Raw genomic sequence first — 26134 nt, 5'->3', positions numbered from 1 at the left:
TTGAGGCTATTGGCCTGTCGCCGTGTCAGTGGATGCGCATTATAGGCAAGTTAAGATTTAGCGCAAGGGCTTTTATGCATAAAAATGCCTTTACCTGTTTGCTTGCTGGGATTTTAAACTAATCAGCTAGTTTTTATGCATTTTTAGCCCCCAACAGCGACTTTTTGGCTTTATACTGGGTGCAATTAAACAAATCAGGGATTTTATATGTTTAGCTCTATTCGTTGTTATCAAGGTATTCATCCTCAATTGGCAGATAATGTCTATGTAGATAGTACAGCTGTTTTAGTGGGTGATATCGCCCTAGACCATGATGCGAGTATTTGGCCTATGGTCGCTGCCCGTGGTGACGTGAACATTATTCGTATTGGCAAGCGCAGTAATGTGCAGGATGGTTCAGTTCTTCATGTGACCCGCAAGTCTCCATCAAAGCCTGAGGGTAATCCGCTGATCATTGGTGATGATGTCACTATTGGTCATAAAGCTATGCTGCACGGTTGCACGGTTGGTAATCGGGTCTTGGTTGGCATGGGAGCCATTTTATTGGATGGCGCAATTGTTGAGGATGATGTGATTATCGGCGCAGGTTCTTTAGTGCCACCAGGGAAAGTACTGCAAAGTGGTTTTCTTTATGTAGGAAGCCCTTGTAAACAGGTTCGCCCCTTAACTGATAATGAAATAGCTTTCTTACCACAATCAGCTGATAACTATGTCAGATTGAAAAATGAATACTTAGTAGATCTGCAGACTACAAGATAATTATAATTGTGCCCTACTGTTATGATAGAAATAGCTAGTAGGGCTATAATTGATTGTGTAAAGCGATAAGACTCTTATATAGTAATGTTTCCCTGCGGATCAAATTCTTCTGCTTCTATCATCTCTTCGGCTATATCTTCTAGATCAAAACGTACTCGTTCGAATATTGCTAATGCCTGTTCTGCTTGCATAGGTTGTTCAGCTGCAGTTTGTTCACTGCTTATTAGCTGTAACAACTTTTCCTTGCTAACAATGCAATTGATATTCATGCCTTGCACTTGAGCACTAAACAGCATTGTTTGTTGTTGAGTATTCCATTCAACGAGATCGGTAAATATTACACTTTGGTTCATCTTGAGTACTCGGTGTTTTATTGGTTTATTTAAGTTGTGCTCTTAGCGTTTGATGAATAGCCTGAGTAGCCGGTTTAACACCGCGCCAAATATAAAAGCTTTGTGCAGCTTGTCCCACCAGCATTCCCAAACCATCGGCAACGGATTGCGCGCCGTTTGCTAATGCCCATTGGTTAAATAAGGTAGTCTCAGCACCATATGACATGTCATAGCAGTTGGTGTGACTTGCTATGATCTGTTCAGGTAATTTAATCAACTCACCAGCTAATCCGGCTGAAGTCGAATTAATCACAATATCAAAGCTGTTATTGAGCTCATCGATGGGAGTTGCCTGCACACGTCCATACTCAGCGAAAATAGCTTGCAAGGTTTGCGCTTTAGCATAGGTGCGATTACATATGGTTACTTGAGCCTGTGATTCTAGTAATGGTTTAAGGCAACCCCGTGCTGCGCCACCCGCTCCGATTAACAATACGCGTTTACCCTTTAAAGCACCAAAGTGCTGCATGACATCGTTTACTAAGCCAATACCATCGGTATTGTCACCACGAATGCGTCCATCAGTTAAATAGATAAGGGTATTCACGGCTCCTGCCAGTTTTGCAAGATCACTTAACTCATCACATATGGCATAAGCTTGCTCTTTAAAAGGCGCGGTTACATTGGCGCCTTTGCCACCGTCATTGAAAAAAGCCATTAGGGACTGAGAAAACTGATCCACAGGTGCAAGAATTGCTTGATAGCTAATGTCCTGTCCAGTTTGACGCGCAAACTCAGTATGAATGAATGGCGATTTACTTTGTGCAATTGGATTGCCAAATACTGCATACTTATCGGTCATTAACTTTCTCTATTCCCTAATTATTAATTCAACTTATGAGCATGGCTTATTGAGTATAAGCTTGTGGCATAGTCGACTTCTGAATATAGCGGTCGCGTAGTTCATCTTGGCGACTTTGCATGTTTTGCACTTCACCGTTAATCCACATTGTTTGAATCGCACTACTGTACTCAAATGGATCACCGCTCCAAAGCACCATATCTGCAGGTTTTCCTGTGGCAATGCGACCAGCATCTAGATGGAAGATATCAGCAACATTAGCGGTTATTGACGCCATGGCTTGATTATAATCCATGCCATTGGCAACCGCATTACCTGCTGCGTAACGTAAACCATAAATGCCATGGGCATCACCCGGTGTCGCCAGTATCACTTTGACCCCAGCTTTACTTAATTTTCCGGCGTTATCCAGTGAATTATGTAAAGAGTCAAAACTTTCAGGTAAATTGCGCATCGCGTCCATCACCACAGGTATGTTTGCGGCGGCCAATTGCTCTGCAACCACAATAGCATCGGCAGCTTTAAGTAATACCAAATCGAGGTTAAAGCGAGCTTTTAAGTTAATTAGTTGCAAGATGTCACTGGCTCTGTCGACATCAACCACCATAGTGATATCACCTGCAAGTACAGCATTCAGTAGTAACTCTTCTTTGCTTGGCGGTTTTGTCGCATCGGCTTTTTTAGCATCAGCTTGTTTATCCGCAGCTAAAGCTGTTTGTCTTGCTTCAAGTTTATTAATCAGTTGTTGCATACCGATAATACGTGAGCCTTCATGCACTGCGCCTAACTGCACCAATACGGCTTTTTCAGTTGCGACCACACTATCCCAGTGTCCTGTTAGCTCGACTTCAATAGCTTGGCCTGAAAAAATTGATTCTCCACCACCTGGTACCACGATATTGCGGCTAATGCCGCCTTTGCGGGCAAAGGCAATTGCGCTACTTTTAGGGTTAAAGGCTAAGCTTGGGTCGAAGCTGATATCAGCGTCTTTAGCATTAACATCACGGGTTATTTTTTCTTGACCGATTTCCACCAAACCTAAGTAGTTCATTGAGCCAATAAAGCCTGGGGTTAATACACTGCCTTTTGCATCAATAATATTATCCGCAATAACTGCTGAGTCATTTGATTGCTTGGCATTTACAGCGATGATGTGGCCATCTTCAATGACAACCGTAGCACTATCAAGTACGCCCTGTTCAGTTGAGGTATATACCTTAACATTAGTAATTGCCGTGGTTGCAGCAGACGCGATGATTGGGGTCAAACTCGCGAGCATAGCGCCAACGACCAGTGATTGGTTAAACTTTTTCATTGTATTGCTCCTTATTGTTGACCTAGCATGAAATCACTTTTAGCGCGGTAAGCATCGTCTTGATGATCAAACACTTTGGCGCCATCGATAAACACTTGCTCAGCTTTGGCATACACACTAAATGGATTGCTATTCCAAATTACCACATCGGCGTTTTTACCCACTTCAAGGGAACCGGTTTTATCTGCAATACCTAATGACTTGGCCGCATTCGAGGTGATCCAACCAATAACGTGTTCTTCTTTTAGATCAAAACCGTTTTGATTAGCACTATGCATAATTTTGGCGGTTTCTTGGTTAAGGCGCTGAATGGTCACGCTAGAGTCGGAATGCACCACAGCGCAGGAGTTGTTAACCGCATCTACGATGGCTGCATTTTCAACCACCATGTCATAGGCTTCCATTTTAAAGCCCCACCAATCAGGCCACATTGCGGCGCAGTTACCATTTTCAGCTAACAACTCAGCTATTTTATAACCTTCAATTGCATGGTGGAATGTACCGGAGTGATAGTTAAACTCTTTGCCTAAATCCACCATCATCGCCATTTCTTCCGCTTTATAACAATGGTTATGAATTAAAATGTCACCCTCTAACACGCCGCGTAAAGTGTCTTTGGTAAGATCTCGCTCTGGCGCTGATGGGTTTAAACCAGCAGCATAATCCGCATCATATTTATCCCAAGCTCGCTTGTACTCAGTGGCCTCAATGAAAGCTTGACGATAACCCGCCATATTACCCATTCGGGTCATGGGCGCTTCTTTACGCTTTCTGCCATAGGCACCTTTAGGGTTTTCACCACAGGCCATTTTCAATCCATAAGGGGCTTGGGGGAACTTCATGCCTTGCATGGTGGTTGCTGGGATGTTTTTTAAGGTCACCCCGCGACCACCAATTAAATTGGCAGAGCCAGGTAAGATTTGTAAAGTGGTGATACCACCTTCACGGGCACGATTAAACCCCGGATCTTGCGGCCATACGCTATGCTCTGCCCACACTTCAGCGGTATTGGGAGAGGTCACTTCGTTGCCATCGCCATGGGCATCTGCGCTAGGGCTTGGATACACGCCAAGGTGGGAGTGAACATCTACAATACCTGGGGTTATCCATTTACCGCTAGCATCAATCACAGTGACATTGTCTTGACTTAATTGCCTGCCAACCGCATTAATTTTGCCATCCATCATTAGGACATCAGCGCCGTCGATTCTTTCACCTGTACCTGTTAGCACAGTAGCGTTAATCAGCAAGGTCGATGTTCTTGGCATCACTTGGTAAGTACTTGGGTAGGGATTTTTATTAATACTAACTTTAGGGTCTTGCTGGGCTGAGTTACAGCCAAGCAGGGCTGTTGAAATCGCAATTACAATTAATCTTGGTGCCATCTTGGCCATGATCTCGGTCCTCGTTATTATTGTTATTAGAACGCCTAAGTTATCCGATAAGCATCTGACATCACAACAGATAAATTTAGCAAAACATTAACAAAATATGTTTATGGCTTAGTAAAGCGAGAGATATAAACGGGATTAATCGTTATAATCAAGCCACTTTCATTACTTGTACTCAGTGTCGATACCATGAATTGGTTAAAAAAACTTTTTAGCAATAAGGCGCAACCTGATGACCGAGATCCAAATCAGTCCAATGCCTATGATTTAATTGGTGGCGAGAAGACCATTCGCTTAATTGCCCAAAACTTTTACCAGCAGATGCAAAGCCGTGAAGACACACAGCCGCTACTAGCTATTCATCGCGCTCCAATTAAAGATTCACAACAAAAGTTATTTGAGTTTTTAAGTGGCTGGTTAGGTGGCCCACAGCTTTATCAGCAAAAGTATGGCCACCCGGCATTACGGGCACGGCATATGCCGTTTGATATTGACCAAACGATGGTTGATCAATGGTTAACCTGTATGGAGCAAGCCATTGCTGAGGCAATAAAAAAGCCTGAACATCAACAAGTGATATTTCAGGCCATTTCGCAGCTTGCCAATAATATGCGTAATAAAGATTAGCTTTCGAGCTTCAACCAATCTTGTGGTTTAAGGTAGCGCTCGTATAGCTCCGCCTCTTGGGAGCCTTCTTCTGGGGTAAAGCCATATTCCCAGCGAACTAATGATGAAGCATAGACATTAGAATCGATTCCGCCCCACCAATCTGTCGACTAAATTATACCGACTCATTTAAAGCTAGCTTTCCAGCTTCAACCAATCTTGTGGTTTAAGGTAGCGCTCGTATAGCTCCGCCTCTTGGGAGCCTTCTTCTGGGGTAAAGCCATACTCCCAGCGAACCAAGGGCGGCATAGACATCAAAATAGACTCAGTGCGACCACCGGTTTGTAAGCCAAATAAAGTGCCACGGTCATAAACCAAATTAAACTCAACATAACGGCCTCGACGGTACAGTTGGAACTGGCGCTCATCATCGTTATATTCAAGATCTTTATTACGCTCAACAATCGGCGAATAAGCCGTTAAGAAACCATTACCCACGGCTTGCATAAACTCAAAACTCTTATCAAAACCAGGCTCATTGAGATCATCAAAGAATAATCCACCGACCCCACGGGTTTCATTACGATGAGGCAAAAAGAAGTATTCATCACACCACTTTTTATATTTGGGATAAACCTCATCACCAAATGGGGCGCAAATATCGGCCGAGGTTTGATGCCATGAAACCACATCTTCTTCAAATGGATAGTAAGGAGTTAAATCAAACCCGCCACCAAACCACCATACGGGATCAGCGCCATCTTTATGGGCAATAAAAAAGCGCACATTCGCATGAGTTGTAGGAATAAAAGGATTTTTAGGATGGATAACCAATGACACGCCCATAGCTTCAAAGCTACGTCCAGCTAGCTCTGGACGATGCGCGGTGGCTGATGCCGGCATTGCTGCGCCCATCACATGGGAGAAGTTAACACCAGCTTGTTCAAATACATGGCCTGCGGTCATCACCTTGCTGGTGCCACCACCACCTTCGGCGCGCTCCCACGATTCCGCTTGAAAGCTGGCCTTTCCATCTAATGCTTCTAAACCAGCACAGATATTGGCTTGTAGGGATAACAGGTACTGCTTTACGACTGCGGCATCAGGCATTGCCATATCAAATTCCTTATTGTTTATTCGATTATTTTTATTAAATTACTGTCCGTTACGTAATATTTTGCCGCTACGAGCATCGATAATGGTTGAAGGCTGGCGCTGAGCACCAAGATCACCAGTTATCACAGCCGCAACAGTAGTGGAAAAAGTATCTTGAATTTCTGCTATGGTCAGTGCGGGCGCATGACCGGCTAAATTAGCACTAGTTGAAACAATGGCTTTATTAGTGGCGTCACATAATGCTTTTACCACTGGATGAGCCGAAACTCGCACCGCAATGGAATCAAACTCGCCACATAATAATTGGCTAACCTCTGACTTAATTGGCATCACAAAGGTAAAAGGCCCAGGCCACTTACTAAAGGCAAAGGCAAGTTGTGCCTCTGTGAGTTGTGATTCATCAATATAGGGCTGCAGTTGTTTATAGTCGCTGGCAACTAGGATAACGCCCTTTTGCCAAGGACGTTGTTTGATTTCAAGTAACTTTTGAATAGCTGATAGGTTATCAGGATCGCAGCCAAGGCCATAAACGGCTTCAGTGGGATAAGCAAACACCTCTCCTTGCTCAAACACTTCAGTAACATCTGTTGGATGCAACAATTGCATGAAATACCCTTTAATCTTATAAATTATCGATAAATTATACAGACAATAAGGATATGAACAAATACTGATATAAGGCGAATAGAGTCAAAAAAGTTATATTGGACGCTTATATTTACATGATTTCTGCGGGCATTCTAAACGGCTTCCAGCTGCGCCCTTACGCTCAACTAAAATACCAAAATTACATTCAGGGCAAGATTCATTATGGGGCGGAAAATTCACTAAGTACTTACATTTAGGGTAAGTATTACAGGCAAAAAAGGTTTTACCAAAGCGACTGGTACGAGATTCTAAATGGCCTTTTTTACAATGGGGGCAGTTGATAACCTCTGCATTTTCATCGTGATCGTGTTTTTCAATGTGAGTACATTCAGGATAGTGAGTACAGCCAATAAAAATACCAAAACGGCCAGACTTAACTGCCAGCTCATTGCCACACTCTGGGCATTCAGAGCCTTCTATCACTTGAGTTTCAATGGACTCATGTTGAACTAGAGGCCGCGTAAAGTCACAAGTAGGATAATTATTACAGCCTATGAATCCACCATGTTTACTATTTTTAACTGACAACTCACAGCCACACTTTGGGCAGAGTTCAAACTCTTTCTCCAAAGCATGCTCGTGCACAGTAAACAATTGCTGATCGATTTTAGACATTTTACTCTCAATATTACATAAAGGTGTCACCCTATTCAGGTTACACAGGGATGACAAAATAGCCAAGCTGACGATCAAAAAAGGAGGCCTAGCCTCCTTATTTAGTTAACTCATGACAATAGGTTTAAAGACTTAAGAATGTAACCGCCCATCAGGCTGTTCAAAAATAAGATCTTCCATTTGCTCATAAGCAGACTCGTTGCCTGGTACATTAAATAACACCATCAACACCACCCACTTTAAATCTTCCAAGATTAGGGTGGTTTCATCTAGCGCCATCACCCGTTCGATGACCATTTCACGGGTTTCAACACTGAGCACTTGGATTTGTTCAAGAAACAATAAAAACCCACGGCACTCAACATCCAATTTATCCATTTCATCTTTGGTATAAATACGGAATGACTGCTGGGCATGATTGCACAAGTAAGGTTTATCACCTTCTTGTAAATCAGCCAATCTTTCTAGCCAAGACAGGGCTTTCAAAATATCTGCTTGATGAAAACCTGCTCGGGTTAACTCTTTGGTAAGCTCATCTTCGTCAACTAATAGCTCTACTTCGCTATGAACATAGTTTTCAAAAAGGTACATGAGGATATCAAACATGGTTATCTCCTCTCTAATCTGACGTAACCACCAGGCACTTGTGCCACCTGGCCCTGTAATTCAAGTTCAAGCATTTCAACTAACACCAGATCTATCGACTTTCCACTATGCTCGACTACTGCATCTAAACTAGTAGCCTCATAACCTACACTAGCTAACAGCGCAGAAAATGGCAAATTTGTTGTATTATCTGCTATATGGTGACGATTAGCGACATTTTCAAGGTGAAACTGCGTCAATGCGGACAATTCTTCAACAACATCTGTTGCACATTCTACCAATTTAGCGCCATTTTTTAACAAGTCATGGCAACCTTGGTTATAGCCACCGAGCACCGAGCCGGGCACTGCAAACACTTCTCGATTTTGCTCCATCGCCAAGCGCGCACTGATCAACGAGCCACTTTTGCGCGTTGCCTCCACAACAATCGTGCCCAGTGATAAACCACTAATAATGCGATTTCGCCGAGGAAAGTTACCTGCATAGGGGCCAACCTGCGGCCAAAACTCACTCAGTACACAACCTTGATGCTGGATTTGGTGATACAAATTGCTATGGCGTTTAGGGTAAATACATTCAACACCAGTACCTAATACCGCAAGGGTTACGCCATTACTGTCTACTGCTCCTTTATGGGCTGCACCATCAATCCCAGCCGCCATACCGCTGGTTATTGAAAAGCCCATCTGAACCATCTCTGTGGCTAACGCCTTTGCCATATTCAAACCACCAACGGATGCATTGCGACTCCCCACCATGCCAATTGAAGGTCGTAGCAAGGCTTCGAGTTGGCCTTTAATAAATAACACTCCGGGAGGATCTGATATTTGTTGCAGTAATGCGGGATAGTCAGGGTCTGACAAAGTAACAATGTGATGTTGCGGGGATAGATTAAGCCACTCAATGGCCAAATCAACTTTATCAAAATCAATTTGGCATTGAGACAGCAGCTTTGCCGATAATGGCAAAGACTGCTTTTCAAACTCTAAACGTTGCCGTAATTCCTCAACATCCATTTGAGTTAATAATTGTTGAATCCGGGCGGGTCCTAGCCCGGATACTGCACAAACAACTAGCCAGTCGACCAGTTTATTATCGATTACTCGCCTTTTAACTCAGTCGTCTTAGGGGTGACTAACTTATCGTCAACTCGCACAGGACGTTCATTGGCAATAATAATCGCCATACTGGTCTTTTCGAAAACTTTAAACACCATTAACTTGCCATGGAAAATATCAGGCATGGTAATAGCATTATCGTCAGATATTTTGGCTTTTAAGTTGTCGTAAGCACTACGATCAATGGTTGATACCGGCATGCCGTCACTATTGATGACAATGGTTTCACCATTGCGATAAATACCAAACACATGACCGGTGTCGATACCATCAACAGCCCCTTTATCAAGATAAACGATATCTAGCTTGCCAACTTCACGAATATCTTTCTCAATGGCTAACACGTTAGCAGGCACAGACTCTGGCGCCGCTTTAGGAATAAAGTAAGCTGACATCAGCGCTTCATCTTCTACCGGTGCAACTTTAAAACCGGCTTTCGATTCGCGTAAGTTACTCAGTAATTGCACTTTTGAAATGTCGCCAGATTCAATCACTCGACCACTGGCAGTCAAAATAATTTCTTGCCCTAGTAACTCGCTATTTTCTTTATCAAAAAACTCTCTACCTTCTTGGTATACCGCCAGCTTTTCACCAACAGGTAAATTGGCATTAATATAAACCACATCTCCTACTGTATGATGACGAGATGGACTTTCACCAGCAAGGATCATTGGCAAGCCATCAAGCCATTCTGGGTCTACGATTCGGTTTTGCACCAAATAAGGCTGGATCAGTGATAAATCAATAGCAGGGATTGGACCACCTTTGTCGCTAATGCGCCCTTCAGGGCCTTTTTTGATATGCTGCTTTAATACTAACCGTGGTTGTCCATCGATAAACACTAAGGTGAGTCGATCGCCAGGATAAATTAAATGCGGGTTCGCAATCTGTGGATTTGCGCCCCATAATTTAGGCCAACGCCAAGGATCGTCTAAGAAAAAGGCTGATATATCCCACAGCGTATCGCCTTTTTTAACGATATATGAATCGGGGTGACCAGACTTTAATGTTAATTTATCAGCCAAAACCAAGGTTGAGGCTATGGTACTTAGTGTCAAAAACGCGAGTAAAAATATCCGTTTCATGGTTCATTCCATGTGTTTAGCTCTTTATTAGAGCTTTTGCTGTTATTGATAGTCAGTAAGGATTAAAATTAACCCATTAACCAAGCCAGTATAGCTAACTGGCTGAAATTTGACAGACTTGTTAAGAGTTTATATATGCCATTATTAAAAGTTTTACGTTTTCCAGATGAAAGATTACGCACAGTTGCTAAGCCTGTCACCGATTTTGGTGAGGTTTTGCAAACCCAAATAGATAACATGCTTGAAACAATGTACGAGGAAAAAGGCATTGGACTTGCGGCTACTCAGGTAGATTTCCATCAACAATTAATTGTGATGGACCTGCAGGATGAAGTTGAGCGTCCGACCATTTTCATTAATCCTGAGATTGTCAGCAAAAGCGGCGAGTTCACTAATGAAGAAGGCTGTCTTTCGGTTCCGGGCATTTACGCTAAAGTTGATCGTGCTGAATTTGTTACCTTAAAAGCCCAAGATCGTCACGGTAAAGAGTTTACGGTTGAAGCGGATGAGCTATTTGCCATCTGTCTACAGCACGAAATGGATCATTTAAAAGGCAAGTTGTTCGTCGATTACTTGTCAAAAATGAAACGTGACCGTATCAAGACTAAACTTGAGAAAGAAGCCCGTTTAGAAGCAAAAGAAGCATAGGACTCCATTTGAAACCGTTAAATATTATCTTTGCTGGCACGCCAGACTTTGCCGCTTTACATTTGCAGGCACTTATTAATTCCGACCACAATGTGATTGCGGTGTATTCGCAGCCAGATAGACCTGCGGGCCGTGGCAAAAAACTGCAAGCAAGCCCGGTAAAGCAGCTTGCTGTTGCCAACGATATCCCTGTATATCAGCCGCCATCATTACGCAAAGAGGATGCCCAAGCAGAGCTTGCTGCCTTAAACGCTGACATTATGGTCGTCGTTGCATACGGATTAATCCTGCCAAAGATAGTATTAGATACGCCAAAACTGGGTTGTATTAATGTACACGGTTCTATATTGCCTCGCTGGCGTGGCGCCGCGCCAATCCAGCGCGCGCTTTGGGCTGGTGACAGCGAAACTGGCGTCACGATTATGCAAATGGATATCGGTTTAGATACTGGTGACATGTTACTTAAAACGTCGCTTAAAATTGAAGACACCGACACTTCTGCAACCTTGTATAGCAAATTAGCCGAACAAGGACCGCCAGCGTTAATAGAAGCGCTTGAAGGTTTAAGCAAAGGCACCCTCGTTGCTGAACAACAAGATGAATCTTTAGCTAACTATGCTGAAAAGTTATCTAAAGAAGAAGCTCAAATAGATTGGACTAAGCCTGCGAAACAATTATGGCAAGAAATTCGCGCCTTTAACCCTTGGCCAGCTAGTCATTTTAGCCACCAAGGCAATACCATCAAGGTATGGCAAGCGAGTTACAATAATGCTGTTGATAGTAATGGCACTAATGCCACACCTGGTACCGTACTAGACAGCAATAAGCAAGGTGTCACCGTCGCTACAGGCGAAGGCTCTTTGCAGCTACAAGTCATGCAATTACCGGGTAAAAAGCAAATGCCTGTCGCAGATATTCTTAACTCACGCGCAGACTGGTTTGCCCCAGGGGTAAACTTTAACCCAGTCGCGAAAGAAGACAATGAGGCACAGCCATAATGAATGTTAGAGCGCTCGCAGCCAAAGCCATTTTCAATGTACTTGAGAAAGGCATTTCACTATCGGTGGCCTTGCCAGATCAACAACAACATCTCGAAAATAGTAAAGACAAAGCCCTATTAGCAGAACTTTGTTATGGCGTAATGCGTCAACTGCCACAACTGGATAAATGTGTCAGTGACTGCTTAAGCAAACCCTTTAAAGGTAAGCAGCGTATATTGCACCAATTATTATTGGTGGGTTGTTATCAGCTTTACTTCACTCGAATTCCTGCTCATGCGGCCATTTCAGAAACCGCTGAAGCCTGCCGCCAAATGAAATTTGATGGTTTAGTTAAAGTGGTTAATGGTGTTCTTCGTAATATTCAACGTAAAGAAGCACCACTAAATACTGACAACGACACCCTGAAATACAATACTCCTGCTTGGTTTATTAAACGCCTAAAATCGGCCTACCCAGATCAATGGCAACAAGTTATTGAGCAAAGCCATCAACGCCCACCAATGTGGCTGCGCAACAATCAGCTATCACAAACCCGTGAGCAATACTTAGCGCTACTTGCTGAACAAGAAGTAGAAGCCAGTGCCGGTGCGAGTGATGATGCGATTTTACTTGCTAGTCCAACAGATGTAATGCGATTACCCGGTTTTGCTGAAGGCTCAGCCTCAGTACAAGATGGGGCCGCGCAGTGGGCAGCAACGCTATTAGCACCAGAAACTAATGAACTGGTTCTTGATGCCTGTGCTGCACCCGGCGGAAAAACCTGCCATCTAATAGAAACTGCGCCAAACATTAGTCTAGTCGCGGTAGATTTTGATGAAAAACGCTTAGAGCGTGTGCAACAAAATCTGGACAGATTACAATTAAAAGCGCAAGTTATTCATGGTGATGCAGCCAATATTGATACTTGGTGGCAAGGTGAAAAGTTTGACAGGATCTTATTAGATGCCCCTTGCTCTGCAACCGGTGTCATTCGTCGCCACCCTGACATTAAGTGGCTACGTAAAAACAGTGATATTGATGAACTGGCTTTACTGCAACAACAAATCATTGATCATTGCTGGAAATGGCTGAAACCCGGCGGCACCATCCTTTATGCCACTTGCTCAATTTTGCCAGAAGAAAACAGCCAGCAAATAGAGCAATTTTTACAAAGAACAAGCGATGCGACATTAGTACCAATCGCCCAACAATCATCTGCTGATGATATTGGTTGGCAATTGCTACCAGGCCAAAACAATTGTGATGGCTTTTACTACGCACGTTTAGTTAAAGCGCTTTAAGCTCGTTTAGTAGGGATACCCGCACAGCAATGAAAATTATTATTTTGGGCGCAGGCCAAGTTGGCGGCACACTGGCTGAAAACCTCGTCGGTGAAAATAACGACATCACCTTAGTGGATAATAACCGCGCCAGAGTTAAATACTTACAAGATAAATTCGATTTGCAAACCGTCATCGGCCATGGTGCTCACCCGAGCACCTTAAAAAGGGCCGGCGCAGAAGATGCCGATATGCTAATTGCAGTCACCAATAGTGATGAATGCAATATGGCTGCATGCCATATTGCATACAGCTTATTTGGCACCCCAACCAAAATAGCCCGGATCCGCTCAGAAGCTTACCTTGAGCAGCGCGACAAATTGTTCATCAATACCGAAGTTAAAAACAGTGACACCAAATTACGTGGTGGCTTTGTTATTGATGAATTGATTGCCCCAGAGCAACTTGTTACCGCCTATATTGAACGTTTAGTGCAATACCCTGGCGCACTGCAAGTACTCGAGTTTGCTAAAGGCAAATTAAGCCTAGTGGCCATTAAGGCTTATTATGGTGGGCCATTAGTGGGTAACGCGCTGGCAACGCTGCGTGAACATATGCCGAATATTGATACCCGGGTTGCGGCTATTTTCCGTAAAGGCAAAGCGATTATGCCCCGCGGTACCACCATTATCGAAGCCGATGATGAAGTGTTTTTCGTTGCCGATACCCGCCATGTGCGAGCGGTGATGAGTGAAATGCAAAAGCTGGATAATTCTTACCGTAATATCATGATCGCCGGTGGCGGTAATATTGGTTATGGCTTAGCAAAAAGATTACAAAAAAAGCACTCGGTAAAATTAATTGAACACAGCTTAGAGCGGGCTGAAAGCCTGTCTGAAAAGCTAGAAAACTGCACAGTCTTTAATGGTGATGCATCGGATCAAGAATTACTGCTAGAAGAACACATTGACCAAACAGATGTGTTTATTGCTGTCACCAATGATGACGAAGCGAACATTATGTCGGCATTGCTTGCAAAAAGAATGGGCGCCAAGAAAGTGATGGTGCTGATTCAGCGTGAAGCCTATGTCGATATTGTTCAAGAGGCGAATATTGATATTGCTATTTCACCACAGCAAACCACCATTTCAGCTTTATTGACCCATATCCGCCAAGGCGATATTTGTAACGTTTATTCATTACGTCGCGGCGCAGCCGAAGCTATCGAAGCCATAGCCCATGGTAGCTCTTCCACCTCAAAAGTGGTTGGCAAGCAAATCAGCGAAATAAAATTACCCCCAGGAACGACCATTGGCGCTATCGTTAGAAATGATGAAGTGATTATGGGTCATGATAAAACCGTCATCGAAGAAGGAGATCATGTGATTCTATTTTTAGTAAATAAAAAGTTCATTGGCGATGTAGAGAAGCTGTTCCAACCGAGCGCGTTTTTCTTCTAGCGTCACCATTAATGGCACTATGCTGAATTTAAAGCCGCTACTGTTTGTCATTGGCGCTTTTTTATCTATTCTCACTGGCTTCATGCTGGTGCCAATGGCTTTTGCGCTGTTTTATCATGAAGAAACTATCGGCGCATTTATGATGTCCGGGTTGTTTAGCGGCCTCGTTGCGATTTTATGTATTCAAGCAGGCCGCAACACCGACGTTAACCTCAATATTCGCGATATGTTCTTTCTCACCAGCATTACCTGGTTAGTGGTCAGTGTATTTGCCGCCTTACCTTTCACCCTTTACCACGGTATCAATTATACCGACGCCTTTTTCGAAACCATGTCCGGCATCACCACCACAGGCTCAACTGTGCTGTCAGGCTTAGACGACATGGACCACAGCATTTTAATTTGGCGATCCCTATTACAATGGCTTGGTGGGATCGGTTTTATTGTCATGGCGGTAGCCATTCTGCCTTTTCTCAATGTCGGTGGTATGCGCCTGTTTCGCACCGAGTCGTCAGACTGGAGCGACAAAACCACTCCACGGACCCAACACATGGCCAAATACCTTTTTGAGGTCTATGTTGTGCTTACCGTGTTATGTGCCTTGGCCTACCACTTGTCGGGGATGCATTGGTTTGAAGCCATTAATCATGCCATGACCACACTGTCTACTGGCGGCTATTCAACGTCTGATAGCTCAATGTCAGCTTTTACTCCAGCAGCCCATTGGGTCGCAATTGTGTTTATGGCTGCAGGAGGCTTGCCGCTGCTGATGTTTGTACAAAGCATTCAGCAAAAAACCTTAAAGATATGGAATGACGAACAAGTTAAAGGCTTTATAAAATTTATCATCTTGGTGTCGGTAACCCTTGGCTTTTGGCTTTGGTTCAAATCAGATATGGCACTGCTCGACGCCATGCGCCTATCTGGGTTTAACGTCATCTCAGTGGTTACAACGACTGGCTATGGCTTAACCGATTATCAGGCATGGGGCGCTTTTGCCAGTATCAGTTTTTTATTTCTGATGTTTGCTGGTAGCTGCTCCGGCTCGACCTCTGGTGGGATTAAAATATTTCGCTTTCAGATTTCACTTAAAGTCATGCTCCAGCAATTAACTCAACAAGTCCATCCTCAAGCTGTAGTCAGTAAGCGCTATAATCATCGCGTCATTGATAATGATATTATTCGCTCAATTATGGCCTTTATCATGCTGTTTTTGATTGTGATTATATTACTTGCGGTGACCTTGGTGCTCACAGGCTTAGATCCTGTAACCAGTATTTCAGGCGCCATTACTGCGGTAACTAATGTCGGCCCAGGTCTTGGGCCTGTTATTGGGCCTGCGGGTAATTTTGCCAGCTTACCGGATACCGCTAAATGGGCGCTGGCTTTTGGAATGTTATTGGGGCGATTAGAAATCATTACCGTGGCGGTACTGTTCGCCCCCAAATTTTGGAAGTACTAATTAGACGCACTAGCTTGAAGTACTAACGTAACAAGCTAACTCAAAGAGCTAGCTCGCGACCGCTGTAACCCCAAGGCTGACTACATGATCGGCATACACTTTCACATCTTCCCAATCAGTGTAATCAATCACGCTCTTAGGATCAGTCGGGCCGTCAGTCATTTTCATAATTAAGCGAATCGCCAAGCTGTCATACCAAGTCCACGATGGGTAATTCACTTTACCTGCAATGATTTTGACATCTTGTGGCTGCCAAGGTGAAAGCTCAATAAACTTTTGTAGGTATTTATTATTTTCTGGAATGCGTTTTTCAGGCTTACGTGCCACAACGTTGACACAGAAAAAGCTATTGGGCTTGCTGCTCAGCTGTTGTTGGTAACGATTAACAAATTCAAATACCGACTTATGATAAGAACCATATAAAACACAAGCCCCTAACGCAATAACATCATAGCTTGCCCAATCAATGTCAGCATGGTTATTATCAAGAATATTGACCACATCACACTGATGACCGTTATGGACAATCTGCTCTGCAATTGCACGACTAATTTGTGCAGTATGCCCACCTCTTGAATAATAAATAACTAAAGTTTTTGCCATTTCAACACCGATTGTTGCTTGAATAAGCAGCCATTGTTACAAAAAAGGCTATTATAATCGCGCTCTTTGATCACAAATTAGAAATGACTCATATAATTAGATGATAAAATTGAGATCTTAGTAAGCCAGCAGTATGATGAGAAAGAGTCTTTAATCAGTAATAGGTAAATAGATGTCGGAAAATATTGATGTTGAATCGATGCTAGGCAATGCCGAGATGGCTGCCAAATGGCTAAAAGCGATTGCTAACCCTTATCGATTGATGATTTTGTGTTTACTGCTGGAAAAAGAACGCAGTGTCACTGAGTTAAATGAAACGATCCCGTTAAGCCAATCTGCATTATCTCAGCATCTGGCGGTGATCCGCGCCCAAGATTTAGTGAATACCCGTAAAAGTTCGCAGAACGTGTATTACACCCTAAAAAATGCAGAAGTGACTGAAGTCATCTCGATATTGCATCGTTTATATTGTGCTAACTAGATTCCCTAGGCTCACTTAAGCTGACTAAATTCGTTGGCAAACTCATCGACTTTATGCCAGTCGGTAAACTCATAAGTACCTGTGATATCTGTTGGCCCTTTGGTCATCCACATGATAAAGCGGATCATCACTCTATCCATGGTGCTATATTTAGGGTAATCAATTTTGCCCGCAAACACGCCCAGCAGTTTAGGGTGCCACTGAGAAAGCTGCAAAAACTTTTGCATATAAGGATTGGTTTCAGGGGTATTTTTAAGGGGCTTTCGAGCAACAACATTTACCGTAAAAAATGCGCTTTTCATTGAGGACAAGCTGCTCAGGTTTGCCTGTATGAACTCATAAAGCTCAGGTCGATGTTTGCCATAACGAATGCTGGCGCCTATGAGTACCTTGTCAAAGTCCGTGAGTGGTAACGACTTTGCTTCAACAAGAGAAACCAAAGTCACCTGTTCGCCAGCCTCTTCTAGCATCAACTTAAGCTTGTTACAAATAGACAAAGTTTGTCCATCGACTGTCGAATATATCATGATGCTTTTAAGCATATCTCTTCCTTTTAATCGACGATTTCCTCAACAGTAATAAGCGCTAAATACCCATTGAAAATAGCTAGCTCATTAGTTTTTCCAAAAAGTCGGCGTAAATAACACTAACAAGGTAAACACCTCTAAACGGCCAAATAGCATGGCCAGTACCAACACCCATTTAGCCCCATCAGTCACGCTGGCATAGTTACTGGCCACCTCTCCTAAGCCTGGGCCTAGATTATTAATACTGGCAGCTGTTGCACTAAAGGCGGTAATGGCGTCCATTTCCATTGCCATTAATAGCACCATACAAATGACAAACACTAAGGCATACGCAGAGAAAAATCCCCATACCGCATCAATGACACGATCAGGCAAAGCAGACTTACCAATTCGAATCGAATACATGGCCTTAGGGTGTATTAAACGCTTCATTTCACGAGAGCCTTGTAGCAACAAGAGCACAAAGCGGATCACTTTCATGCCGCCCCCGGTAGAGCCAGCACAACCACCAATAAAACTAGAAAAGATTAATAATATAGGCAAAAACAATGGCCAAGAGTTAAAACTTTCGGTGCCAAAACCAGCCGTAGTGGATATCGACACCACCTGGAAAAAAGCATAATCTAAGGTCTGCTCTGGCGAATCATATATGCCAGCATTATATAAAGTCGCGAAACAAATAGCGGTTAATACCAATTGAATACCAATTAAGGCTTTAAATTCAGCATCACGAAAATAGACTTTAAAATTAATCCCCCGCCAACTGAACGCGGCGAAATGCAGGCTAAAGTTAACAGCCGCAATCAGTAAAAACACCGCACAAATAACATTGATCAGCGGGCTATTAAAATAGCCAATACTGGCATCATGAGTTGAGAAACCACCAATAGCAATGGTCGAGAATGAATGACAAATAGCATCAAAGGCGCTCATGCCAGCAAAATAAAATGCTGTCGCACAAGCCACAGTTAATAATAAGTAGATATACCAAAGCGCCTTGGCGGTCTCGGCAATTCGCGGTTTCATCTTACTGTCTTTTACCGGCCCGGGTATTTCAGCTTTATAGAGCTGCATACCACCAATACCTAACAGCGGCAAAATGGCTACCGCGAGCACAATGATCCCCATGCCACCCATCCACTGCAGCAGATGTCGATAAAACAATATCGCTTTGGGTAAATCATCGAGGCCGACAATCACGGTGGCCCCTGTGGTAGTCAACGCTGAAAAGGATTCAAAGAAGCTGTCTGTCCAACTTAAGTCGGGCTCGGTAGAAAAGATAAATGGTAGTGCCCCGATGGAGCCCAGTACCGTCCAAAACATCACCACAATCAAAAAGCCTTCGCGGGTGCGCAAATCGCCTTTTTGAGCCCGGTTTGGATACCAAAGTAAAAAACCTAAAAATAAACTGACGCAAAACGCCTGTATAAATGCAGTACCGCCGCCATCTTTATAAAAAATGGCGACTAATGCAGGTGGCAGCATAGTGATAGAAAATAATCCCATCAGCAGGCCAGTGATTCTAATAATTGTTTTATATTGCACTGTGTTTATATCGCATAGGTTTTATTTTGCACTAATTTGAGAGCATCGTTGTTAATGCCGCCCAAGACTCGGGCGCGCTAATAAGCCATAACACCTCAGCTAATCACATCTTTAAAGATCAGCGATTAACAATTGAGCTTATTATCGTTATGACTTTGTATTTTGGCATACTTTTTACACTCATCAAACGTTAAACTTTGCCTTAAGCTGACCTTGGGTTTGGGTGGCCAGCTCACGATTAAAGTCATCATGAAATGCTTTGGCAATTTCAAATTCAATTTCGATAACATCAGTAAAGACTTTATTGCTGATAACACCATCAAATTGATTAACCAAATATTCAATTTGATTAAGTTGCGGGTAACTGCAACTCAGCTTGGTACTATAGCGAATATATTTAGTTTTGGTCTCAAGTTCGGTTAAACCAGACTTGATCCCCGATGAGTAAGCCCGCACTAAGCCACCCACGCCTAACTTAGTGCCGCCAAAGTAGCGCACTACAATAGCGCCAATCTCACCAATATTTGAACCTTGTAACGTTGCTAACATCGGCCGACCAGCACTGCCAGCTGGTTCACCATCATCACTGCTACCAATGGCAATGCTATTTTGAGGATCGGACGCCACAAAAGCATAACAATAATGGTTAGCGCCTGGGTATTCGACCTTTATGTTAGTAAGTGCACACTTAAGCTCTAACTCACTAGCACAATGAAAAAGCACAGTCGTAAAACGACTATGCTTAATTTCTTCTTCAATCGTGAGTGTTTGATTGGGTATTTGATATTGTTCAGTCAATGAGGCCTAGTTCTCGGGTCATATTTTCATTTCTATCTTGGTGCACAATAACATTATCTTCAATTCGAATGCCGCCAAAAGGTCTTAATTCATCGACCTTATCCCAATTTATTTGCGATTGTCGCCGATCGGCTTTTAGTCCTGCCAGTAATGAGTCGATAATATATATCCCCGGTTCAATAGTAAAAACTTGGTTAGCGGCGATTTCACGGGTGCAACGTAAAAATGGATGCCCAGCTGGTGTCGGAATATGGGTGCCTGCTTCATCACCTAAAAAGCCGCCCATATCGTGTACTTGTAACCCCAGCATGTGGCCTAAACCATGGGGGCAGAAAACACTGGTAATCCCCTGCTCGACCAAGCCTTGAGCATCACCTGTTGCCAAATTAAAGTCCAACATCAAATTAGCCAGTTTTGCATGAAAACGTAAGTGTAAATCAGGGTATTTAACCCCAGGCTTCATCATATCGACTAGTGACAACTGCAACTTGTTCATCTCCACAATCAACTCGTAGAAACTATTTTTCTCAAAAGAGTAAGTACGGGTAATGTCAGATGCATAACCATTATAGTTAGCGCCCGCATCGATTAAGAATGATAACCGTGGTGACGGGATTTGATGCTCTAATACGGTGTAATGCAATATCGCCGCATTTTGGTTAAGGGCAACAATATTGCCATAGGGTACTTCGTTTTCAGTTTGGCCAATGGCGGATAAATACTGCTGCTGAATTTCAAACTCGCTGCCACCATTATAAAAAGCATTCTTAGCCGCTAAGTGGCCTTTTATTGCAGTTTGGTTAGCGCGGCGCAAACATTCCAGTTCGTACTGGGTTTTATCGGCGCGGTGATAATGCAGGTAATTCATTACCGCATCAGGATTACAGCAACTGATGCCGAGCACTTCAGCCACATCAATATGCTCACCAATATATGCCCAGTGCGATAAATCAGCCGGTAATAATTGCGCCACTTGGTCTGCTTTAGTCAGCAATTTAATCTCAAAATGTTCAGCCCAAAAATCATTGGGCTCATCACTGACTTTATGCCAAAAATCCACCGGGCGATAAAATATCAGCTGCGGTTTATCAACTCCGTTAGCGACAACCCAACAATTGGGGTTATCAAGCACAGGTAACCAGGCTTTAAACTGTGGATTAACTTTAAATGGGTAACTTAAATCATCAAGAAACTGGCGATGAGCCTGGCCTGAATGAATAACTAACCCATCAAGCTGTTCACTTTGTGTTATTTCGGCAACACGGCGATTTAGTTCTGCAATGTGTGCATGATAAAAATGAGCAAGCTGATCCATTATTTCAGTCCCTGTAATGATTTTTTGTTATGAAAGAACTTGTGAAGTGTATCACAAAGGGCAAAATTGACTCTAGCTGCCAATTATTTAAACGGACGTTTAAATTGGGTGTTGTATTTTATTTCATTTCGTCGCACACTGTTTGGCAACTGGTCAAATGATGGCCGTCGCTGCTGTGAAAACAAAGCTAGATAACAACACAGTGATTGTGATGTAGAAGTCGCTTTTAGCAAAAAGGAAGCAAGCAATGATCTACCAAAGTCCTACGATTCAAGTTGAGTTATTAGAGGATAATATTGCCAAGCTGTGCTTTAACGCACCAGGTTCGGTAAATAAATTCGATAAAGAAACTCTTTCTTCATTAGATGCTGCATTAGAAAGCATCAAGCAAAACACCAACATACAAGGCCTACTGGTTACCTCTGGTAAAAGTACCTTTATCGTTGGCGCTGATATCACAGAATTTTTAGGTTTATTTGAGCAAGATGATGCCACCTTATTATCTTGGGTCGAACAAGCCAGCGCAGTATTTGATAAACTTGAAGACTTACCATTCCCAACAGCTTCTGCTGTAAATGGTTTTGCATTAGGTGGCGGTTGTGAAGCTATCCTTGCGACTGACTTACGCATCGCTGACACCAACGCCCGTATAGGCTTGCCAGAAACCAAGCTTGGTTTAATCCCAGGTTTTGGTGGTACAGTGCGCTTACCTCGTGTGATTGGTGCTGACAACGCACTAGAATGGATCACCACAGGTAAAGATCAACGCCCAGAGGCTGCTTTAAAAGTTGGCGCTATTGATGCGGTTGTTGCACCTGAAAATTTAGAAGCTGCTGCTCTACAAATGCTAAAAGATGCCATCAACGAAAAGTTAGATTGGCAGTCTCGCCGCGCACGTAAACTTAAACCACTTACATTGCCAAAGCTTGAAGCCATGATGTCGTTTGCAACGGCTAAAGGCATGGTCTTTAAAGTTGCAGGTAAACATTACCCTGCACCTATGATGGCAGTTAACGTTATTGAACAAGCTGCAACACTTGATCGCGCAGAAGCGCTAAAAGTAGAAAATAAAGCTTTCATCAAATTAGCGAAAACTGAAGTTGCCACGGCATTAATTGGCATTTTCTTAAACGACCAGTTCGTTAAAGGTAAAGCTAAGAAAGCCGGTAAACTGGCTAAGAAAGTAAACAGCGCTGCAGTATTAGGCGCTGGCATCATGGGTGGCGGTATCGCTTACCAAAGTGCAAGTAAAGGTACACCGATTGTCATGAAAGACATCGCCCAACCTGCATTAGATTTAGGTTTAGGCGAAGCGGCTAAATTACTGACAGCGCAAGTTAAGCGTGGCCGTTCTACCCCAGCTAAAATGGCAGCAGTTTTAAACAACATCACTCCAGCGTTAGATTATGCCCCCATTAAAGATGCTGACGTTATCGTTGAAGCTGTAGTTGAGCATCCTAAAGTTAAAGCGTCTGTATTAGCTGAAGTTGAAGGTTATGTTGCAGATGATGCCATCATTGCATCAAACACCTCTACTATCTCAATCAACTTATTAGCGAAGAGCATGAAGAAGCCAGAGCGCTTCTGCGGCATGCACTTCTTTAACCCAGTACATAAAATGCCATTAGTTGAAGTCATTCGTGGCGAAAACAGCTCAGAAGAAACGATTGCTTCTGTTGTGGCATACGCCAGCAAAATGGGTAAAACTCCTATCGTTGTTAACGATTGCCCAGGTTTCTTTGTTAACCGCGTATTGTTCCCTTACTTTGCCGGCTTCAGTGGTTTACTGGCTGACGGTGCTGATTTTGCCAAAATCGATAAAGTAATGGAAAAGCAATTCGGTTGGCCAATGGGCCCAGCATACTTACTTGACGTTGTTGGTCTAGATACAGGTCATCATGCACAAGCAGTTATGGCTGAAGGTTTCCCTGACCGCATGGGTAAAAATGGCAAAGATGCTATCGACATCATGTTTGAAAGTGAGCGCTTTGGTCAGAAGAATACTAAAGGGTTCTACTCTTACTCTGTTGACCGTCGCGGTAAGCCAAAGAAAGATTTAGATCCAACAAGCTATGAATTGTTAGGTAAAGAATTTGGTGAGCTAAAAGAATTCGAAGCAGATGAAGTTATCGCTCGTTGTATGATCCCAATGATTATCGAAACGGTTCGTTGTTTAGAAGAAGGCATTATTGCTTCTCCTGCTGAAGGCGATATGGGTCTGGTTTACGGTATTGGTTTTCCACCATTTAGAGGCGGTGTATTCCGTTACCTAGATACCATGGGTGTTGCTAACTTTGTTGCACTTGCTGACAAGTTTGCTCACTTAGGTGGTTTATATCAAGTGACAGATGCAATGCGTGAGCTTGCAGCCAATAACGGTACTTACTACCCAGCCTAATTAGCAGTAAAGGAATAACATCATGAAAAACGCTGTAATCGTCGACTGCATTCGTACTCCGATGGGCCGCTCTAAGGCTGGAGTATTTAGAAATGTACGTGCAGAAACTTTATCTGCAGAGCTAATGAAATCATTATTAGCACGTAATCCAAAACTTAATCCAACAGATATCGAAGATGTTATCTGGGGTTGTGTGCAACAAACTCTTGAGCAAGGTTTCAACATTGCTCGTAACGCGGCGCTTTTAGCTGGCATTCCAAAATCAGCTGGCGCCGTAACGGTTAACCGCTTATGTGGTTCATCAATGGATGCCTTGCATCAAGCAGCCCGCGCAATTATGACTGGCCAAGGCGATACCTTTATCGTTGGTGGTGTTGAGCACATGGGTCATGTACCAATGAACCATGGTGTAGACTTCCACCCAGGTCTTGCTGCTAACGTGGCAAAAGCATCTGGCATGATGGGCTTAACCGCTGAAATGCTAGGCAAAATGCACGGTATTACTCGTGAACAACAAGACGCTTTTGCTGTACGTTCTCATCAACGCGCTCATGCTGCTACTGTTGAAGGTCGTTTTGATAATGAAATCGTTCCTATCGAAGGACACGATGCAAACGGCGCGTTAATTAAAGTGACTCACGATGAAGTTATTCGTCCAGAGACGTCATTAGAGTCTTTATCAGGTCTACGCCCAGCGTTTGACCCAGCTAACGGCACAGTAACAGCGGGTACCTCTTCTGCACTTTCTGACGGCGCTTCAGCTATGTTAGTGATGGAAGAAGAAAAGGCTCGCGAATTAGGTTTACCGATTCGTGCTCGTATCCGCTCTATGGCGGTTGCTGGTTGTGATGCAGCAATTATGGGTTACGGCCCAGTTCCTGCAACTAACAAAGCCTTAGCTCGCGCTGGATTAAACATAGATGATATGGACGTGATTGAATTGAATGAAGCATTCGCTGCGCAATCATTACCATGTGTTAAAGATCTTGGTTTAACTGATGTTGTTGACGAAAAAGTTAACTTAAATGGTGGCGCGATTGCATTAGGTCATCCATTAGGTTGTTCAGGTACGCGTATCTCAACAACACTGATTAACTTGATGGAAGCAAAAGATGCTAAATATGGTTTAGCCACTATGTGTATTGGTTTAGGCCAAGGCATTGCAACTATCTTTGAGCGCGTTGATAGCTAAATCTAATTTACTATTACAGCTACATTAGTAGCATCAAAATTAAAAACCGAGCTATCTAGCTCGGTTTTTTTATCCCTGCTTTTAAAGCAATGTTTCACGTGGAACATCATATTTCGGTGAGCATAACATCACGCTTTACTAATAAAGCTAGCATCAGTGTTGCATCAAACTTTAACCAGAGTAAAATTAGCGCAATTGTTGAGTAAGAAGAATTGATATGACTAAAGATTTTACTGCCGCAGACCACCACTTAGATGCGCTTGGTTTACGTTGCCCAGAACCTGTAATGATGATCCGTAAAACTGTGCGTAAAATGGCAGAAGGTGAAAGCCTATTAATTACTGCTGATGATCCAGCAACCACCCGTGATATTCCAAGCTTTTGTGAGTTTATGGATCATACTCTTCTAGCAAGTGATACTAACCAAACACCATATAAATACCTGATTAAAAAAGGCCTCTAATCATGATTTCGTTACACGCTATTGCTTACAAAACTGCTAAAAAAGGGCCGATGAAGCCAGTATTTTGTGCCAAGGTAAGTTTATTAAAAGGCGTTGAAAACGATATTTTTGGAAAACCCGGAAAACGGCAAGTGACCGTCATGTCGCAGCAACAGTGGCAATTAGCCTGTAATGAAATTAATGCCGATTTAGACTGGTTAACCCGAAGAGCCAATATATTAATTGATGGCTATAAGTTTAGCGCCGCAGATGTTGGTAAAGTCATTAAACTTGGTAATGATGTTAGCTTACTGATTACCGGTGAAACCGACCCATGTAAAAAAATGGAGCAGTCACAGCAAGGTCTTGAAAAAGCCCTCACCCCAGATTGGCGTGGTGGCGTAACCTGTAAAGTGATAACTGAAGGCCTGATCCAAATTGATGATCAGGTTTCAATAATAACCATATAAGTGTGCCTATTGAGTTTTATCTTTAATGACAGTTGCACTGAGCAAAAATGAATAACTATTCAGTGCTTTATTACACTAAA

General features: G+C 43.1%; 27 protein-coding genes and 1 pseudogene. 12 read left to right on the top strand and 16 right to left on the bottom strand.

Features of this window, described 5'->3' with window-relative positions; genetic code table 11:
* The first annotated feature begins 207 nt into the window (after positions 1-207).
* Positions 208-759 carry a gamma carbonic anhydrase family protein gene (locus Q4533_RS08760; RefSeq protein ID WP_102436278.1) on the top strand — a complete coding sequence of 184 codons (552 nt, stop codon included), beginning with the start codon at positions 208-210 and terminating at the stop codon, positions 757-759.
* Positions 760-833: 74 nt separating this feature from the next.
* Here the strand turns inward: Q4533_RS08760 and Q4533_RS08755 are convergent, their stop codons facing one another.
* The 4 genes from Q4533_RS08755 to Q4533_RS08740 are packed head-to-tail and all read right to left on the bottom strand — an operon-like array spanning position 834 to position 4662.
* On the bottom strand, positions 834-1112 hold the full coding sequence (locus Q4533_RS08755) for a DUF1488 domain-containing protein (protein WP_102436280.1): 279 nt from the start codon (positions 1110-1112) through the stop codon (positions 834-836).
* 25 nt (positions 1113-1137) lie between these two features.
* Complete coding sequence (gene aroE / locus Q4533_RS08750; RefSeq protein ID WP_102475880.1) at positions 1138-1953, bottom strand: shikimate dehydrogenase; 816 nt, start codon at positions 1951-1953, stop codon at positions 1138-1140.
* 46 nt (positions 1954-1999) lie between these two features.
* Positions 2000-3268, bottom strand: a complete 1269-nt coding sequence (locus Q4533_RS08745) for an amidohydrolase family protein (protein WP_102436284.1) — start codon at positions 3266-3268, stop codon at positions 2000-2002.
* 11 nt (positions 3269-3279) lie between these two features.
* Positions 3280-4662, bottom strand: coding sequence for an amidohydrolase (locus Q4533_RS08740; RefSeq protein WP_102531182.1), 1383 nt, complete (start codon positions 4660-4662; stop codon positions 3280-3282).
* A gap of 186 nt (positions 4663-4848) precedes the next feature.
* On the opposite strand from Q4533_RS08740, the gene Q4533_RS08735 reads away from it, so the two are divergent.
* On the top strand, positions 4849-5286 hold the full coding sequence (locus tag Q4533_RS08735; protein WP_102436288.1) for a group II truncated hemoglobin: 438 nt from the start codon (positions 4849-4851) through the stop codon (positions 5284-5286).
* Here Q4533_RS08735 and Q4533_RS08730 read toward each other — a convergent pair.
* The 7 genes and pseudogenes from Q4533_RS08730 to Q4533_RS08700 all read right to left on the bottom strand — a co-directional run.
* A pseudogene (locus Q4533_RS08730) lies at positions 5283-5416 on the bottom strand (coproporphyrinogen III oxidase); the annotation flags it as partial. The gene Q4533_RS08735 and the pseudogene Q4533_RS08730 overlap by 4 nt on opposite strands.
* A 44-nt stretch (positions 5417-5460) precedes the next feature.
* Positions 5461-6381: an oxygen-dependent coproporphyrinogen oxidase gene (gene hemF, locus Q4533_RS08725; RefSeq protein ID WP_102475877.1), complete on the bottom strand. Its 921-nt coding sequence runs from the start codon at positions 6379-6381 to the stop codon at positions 5461-5463.
* 39 nt (positions 6382-6420) lie between these two features.
* Positions 6421-6987, bottom strand: a complete 567-nt coding sequence (locus Q4533_RS08720; RefSeq protein WP_102436458.1) for an L-threonylcarbamoyladenylate synthase — start codon at positions 6985-6987, stop codon at positions 6421-6423.
* 93 nt (positions 6988-7080) lie between these two features.
* Complete coding sequence (locus Q4533_RS08715; protein WP_102436456.1) at positions 7081-7644, bottom strand: type I DNA topoisomerase; 564 nt, start codon at positions 7642-7644, stop codon at positions 7081-7083.
* A gap of 132 nt (positions 7645-7776) precedes the next feature.
* Entirely contained in the window at positions 7777-8250 is a 474-nt protein-coding gene (locus Q4533_RS08710; protein ID WP_076541718.1) for a DUF494 family protein, read from the bottom strand.
* A gap of 2 nt (positions 8251-8252) precedes the next feature.
* Positions 8253-9266 carry a DNA-processing protein DprA gene (gene dprA, locus Q4533_RS08705; protein ID WP_102436454.1) on the bottom strand — a complete coding sequence of 338 codons (1014 nt, stop codon included), beginning with the start codon at positions 9264-9266 and terminating at the stop codon, positions 8253-8255.
* An 83-nt stretch (positions 9267-9349) separates the two neighbouring features.
* Positions 9350-10453, bottom strand: a complete 1104-nt coding sequence (locus Q4533_RS08700; RefSeq protein ID WP_198589321.1) for a LysM peptidoglycan-binding domain-containing protein — start codon at positions 10451-10453, stop codon at positions 9350-9352.
* A 135-nt stretch (positions 10454-10588) separates the two neighbouring features.
* Here Q4533_RS08700 and def point away from each other — a divergent pair, with 135 nt between their 5' ends.
* From def to Q4533_RS08675, 5 genes are read left to right on the top strand one after another with little or no spacing between them, the layout of a single operon-like run.
* Positions 10589-11101 carry a peptide deformylase gene (gene def / locus Q4533_RS08695; protein WP_206747599.1) on the top strand — a complete coding sequence of 171 codons (513 nt, stop codon included), beginning with the start codon at positions 10589-10591 and terminating at the stop codon, positions 11099-11101.
* Between the two features lie 8 nt (positions 11102-11109).
* Complete coding sequence (gene fmt / locus Q4533_RS08690; protein WP_102475875.1) at positions 11110-12099, top strand: methionyl-tRNA formyltransferase; 990 nt, start codon at positions 11110-11112, stop codon at positions 12097-12099.
* Positions 12099-13382 (top strand): 16S rRNA (cytosine(967)-C(5))-methyltransferase RsmB, encoded by a 1284-nt coding sequence (gene rsmB, locus Q4533_RS08685; RefSeq protein ID WP_303502606.1) that lies wholly within the window; start codon positions 12099-12101, stop codon positions 13380-13382. The genes fmt and rsmB overlap by 1 nt, the downstream gene beginning before the upstream one ends.
* Positions 13383-13411: 29 nt before the next feature.
* Entirely contained in the window at positions 13412-14821 is a 1410-nt protein-coding gene (gene trkA / locus Q4533_RS08680) for a Trk system potassium transporter TrkA (RefSeq protein ID WP_303502605.1), read from the top strand.
* Between the two features lie 19 nt (positions 14822-14840).
* A complete protein-coding gene (locus Q4533_RS08675) occupies positions 14841-16283 on the top strand; it encodes a TrkH family potassium uptake protein (RefSeq protein ID WP_303502604.1) in 1443 nt (480 codons plus the stop codon).
* Between the two features lie 48 nt (positions 16284-16331).
* Here the strand turns inward: Q4533_RS08675 and hemG (Q4533_RS08670) are convergent, their stop codons facing one another.
* A complete protein-coding gene (gene hemG / locus Q4533_RS08670; RefSeq protein WP_102436444.1) occupies positions 16332-16886 on the bottom strand; it encodes a menaquinone-dependent protoporphyrinogen IX dehydrogenase in 555 nt (184 codons plus the stop codon).
* 172 nt (positions 16887-17058) lie between these two features.
* Here hemG (Q4533_RS08670) and Q4533_RS08665 point away from each other — a divergent pair, with 172 nt between their 5' ends.
* Positions 17059-17367 (top strand): metalloregulator ArsR/SmtB family transcription factor, encoded by a 309-nt coding sequence (locus tag Q4533_RS08665; protein WP_303502603.1) that lies wholly within the window; start codon positions 17059-17061, stop codon positions 17365-17367.
* 11 nt (positions 17368-17378) lie between these two features.
* Here Q4533_RS08665 and hemG (Q4533_RS08660) read toward each other — a convergent pair whose 3' ends face one another.
* From hemG (Q4533_RS08660) to pepQ, 4 genes are all read right to left on the bottom strand, one after another.
* On the bottom strand, positions 17379-17909 hold the full coding sequence (hemG, locus tag Q4533_RS08660; protein WP_303502602.1) for a menaquinone-dependent protoporphyrinogen IX dehydrogenase: 531 nt from the start codon (positions 17907-17909) through the stop codon (positions 17379-17381).
* Between the two features lie 72 nt (positions 17910-17981).
* A complete protein-coding gene (locus Q4533_RS08655; RefSeq protein ID WP_102436440.1) occupies positions 17982-19439 on the bottom strand; it encodes a TrkH family potassium uptake protein in 1458 nt (485 codons plus the stop codon).
* A gap of 183 nt (positions 19440-19622) precedes the next feature.
* Positions 19623-20237, bottom strand: a complete 615-nt coding sequence (locus tag Q4533_RS08650; RefSeq protein ID WP_303502601.1) for a YigZ family protein — start codon at positions 20235-20237, stop codon at positions 19623-19625.
* On the bottom strand, positions 20230-21552 hold the full coding sequence (gene pepQ, locus Q4533_RS08645; RefSeq protein ID WP_102436436.1) for a Xaa-Pro dipeptidase: 1323 nt from the start codon (positions 21550-21552) through the stop codon (positions 20230-20232). The genes Q4533_RS08650 and pepQ overlap by 8 nt, the downstream gene beginning before the upstream one ends.
* Before the next feature lie 247 nt (positions 21553-21799).
* Between pepQ and fadB the strand changes: the two genes are divergently transcribed.
* The 4 genes from fadB to Q4533_RS08625 all read left to right on the top strand — a co-directional run bounded on the left by fadB (position 21800) and on the right by Q4533_RS08625 (position 26054).
* The gene (gene fadB, locus Q4533_RS08640; protein WP_102520276.1) at positions 21800-23950 is read left to right on the top strand and encodes a fatty acid oxidation complex subunit alpha FadB; all 2151 of its coding nucleotides are present in this window, start codon (positions 21800-21802) and stop codon (positions 23948-23950) included.
* Between the two features lie 22 nt (positions 23951-23972).
* Positions 23973-25142 carry an acetyl-CoA C-acyltransferase FadA gene (gene fadA, locus Q4533_RS08635; protein WP_102475870.1) on the top strand — a complete coding sequence of 390 codons (1170 nt, stop codon included), beginning with the start codon at positions 23973-23975 and terminating at the stop codon, positions 25140-25142.
* A gap of 217 nt (positions 25143-25359) precedes the next feature.
* Complete coding sequence (gene tusA, locus Q4533_RS08630) at positions 25360-25605, top strand: sulfurtransferase TusA (RefSeq protein WP_102436430.1); 246 nt, start codon at positions 25360-25362, stop codon at positions 25603-25605.
* Positions 25606-25607: 2 nt separating this feature from the next.
* A complete protein-coding gene (locus Q4533_RS08625; RefSeq protein WP_102436428.1) occupies positions 25608-26054 on the top strand; it encodes an MOSC domain-containing protein in 447 nt (148 codons plus the stop codon).
* Positions 26055-26134 lie beyond the last annotated feature (80 nt).

It is taken from the genome of Shewanella sp. 6_MG-2023, from assembly GCF_030547195.1.
Classification (GTDB): Bacteria; Pseudomonadota; Gammaproteobacteria; order Enterobacterales; family Shewanellaceae; genus Shewanella.
Note: the sequence above shows the minus strand (reverse complement) of the source record. Positions and strands in the feature narration are given on the sequence as shown.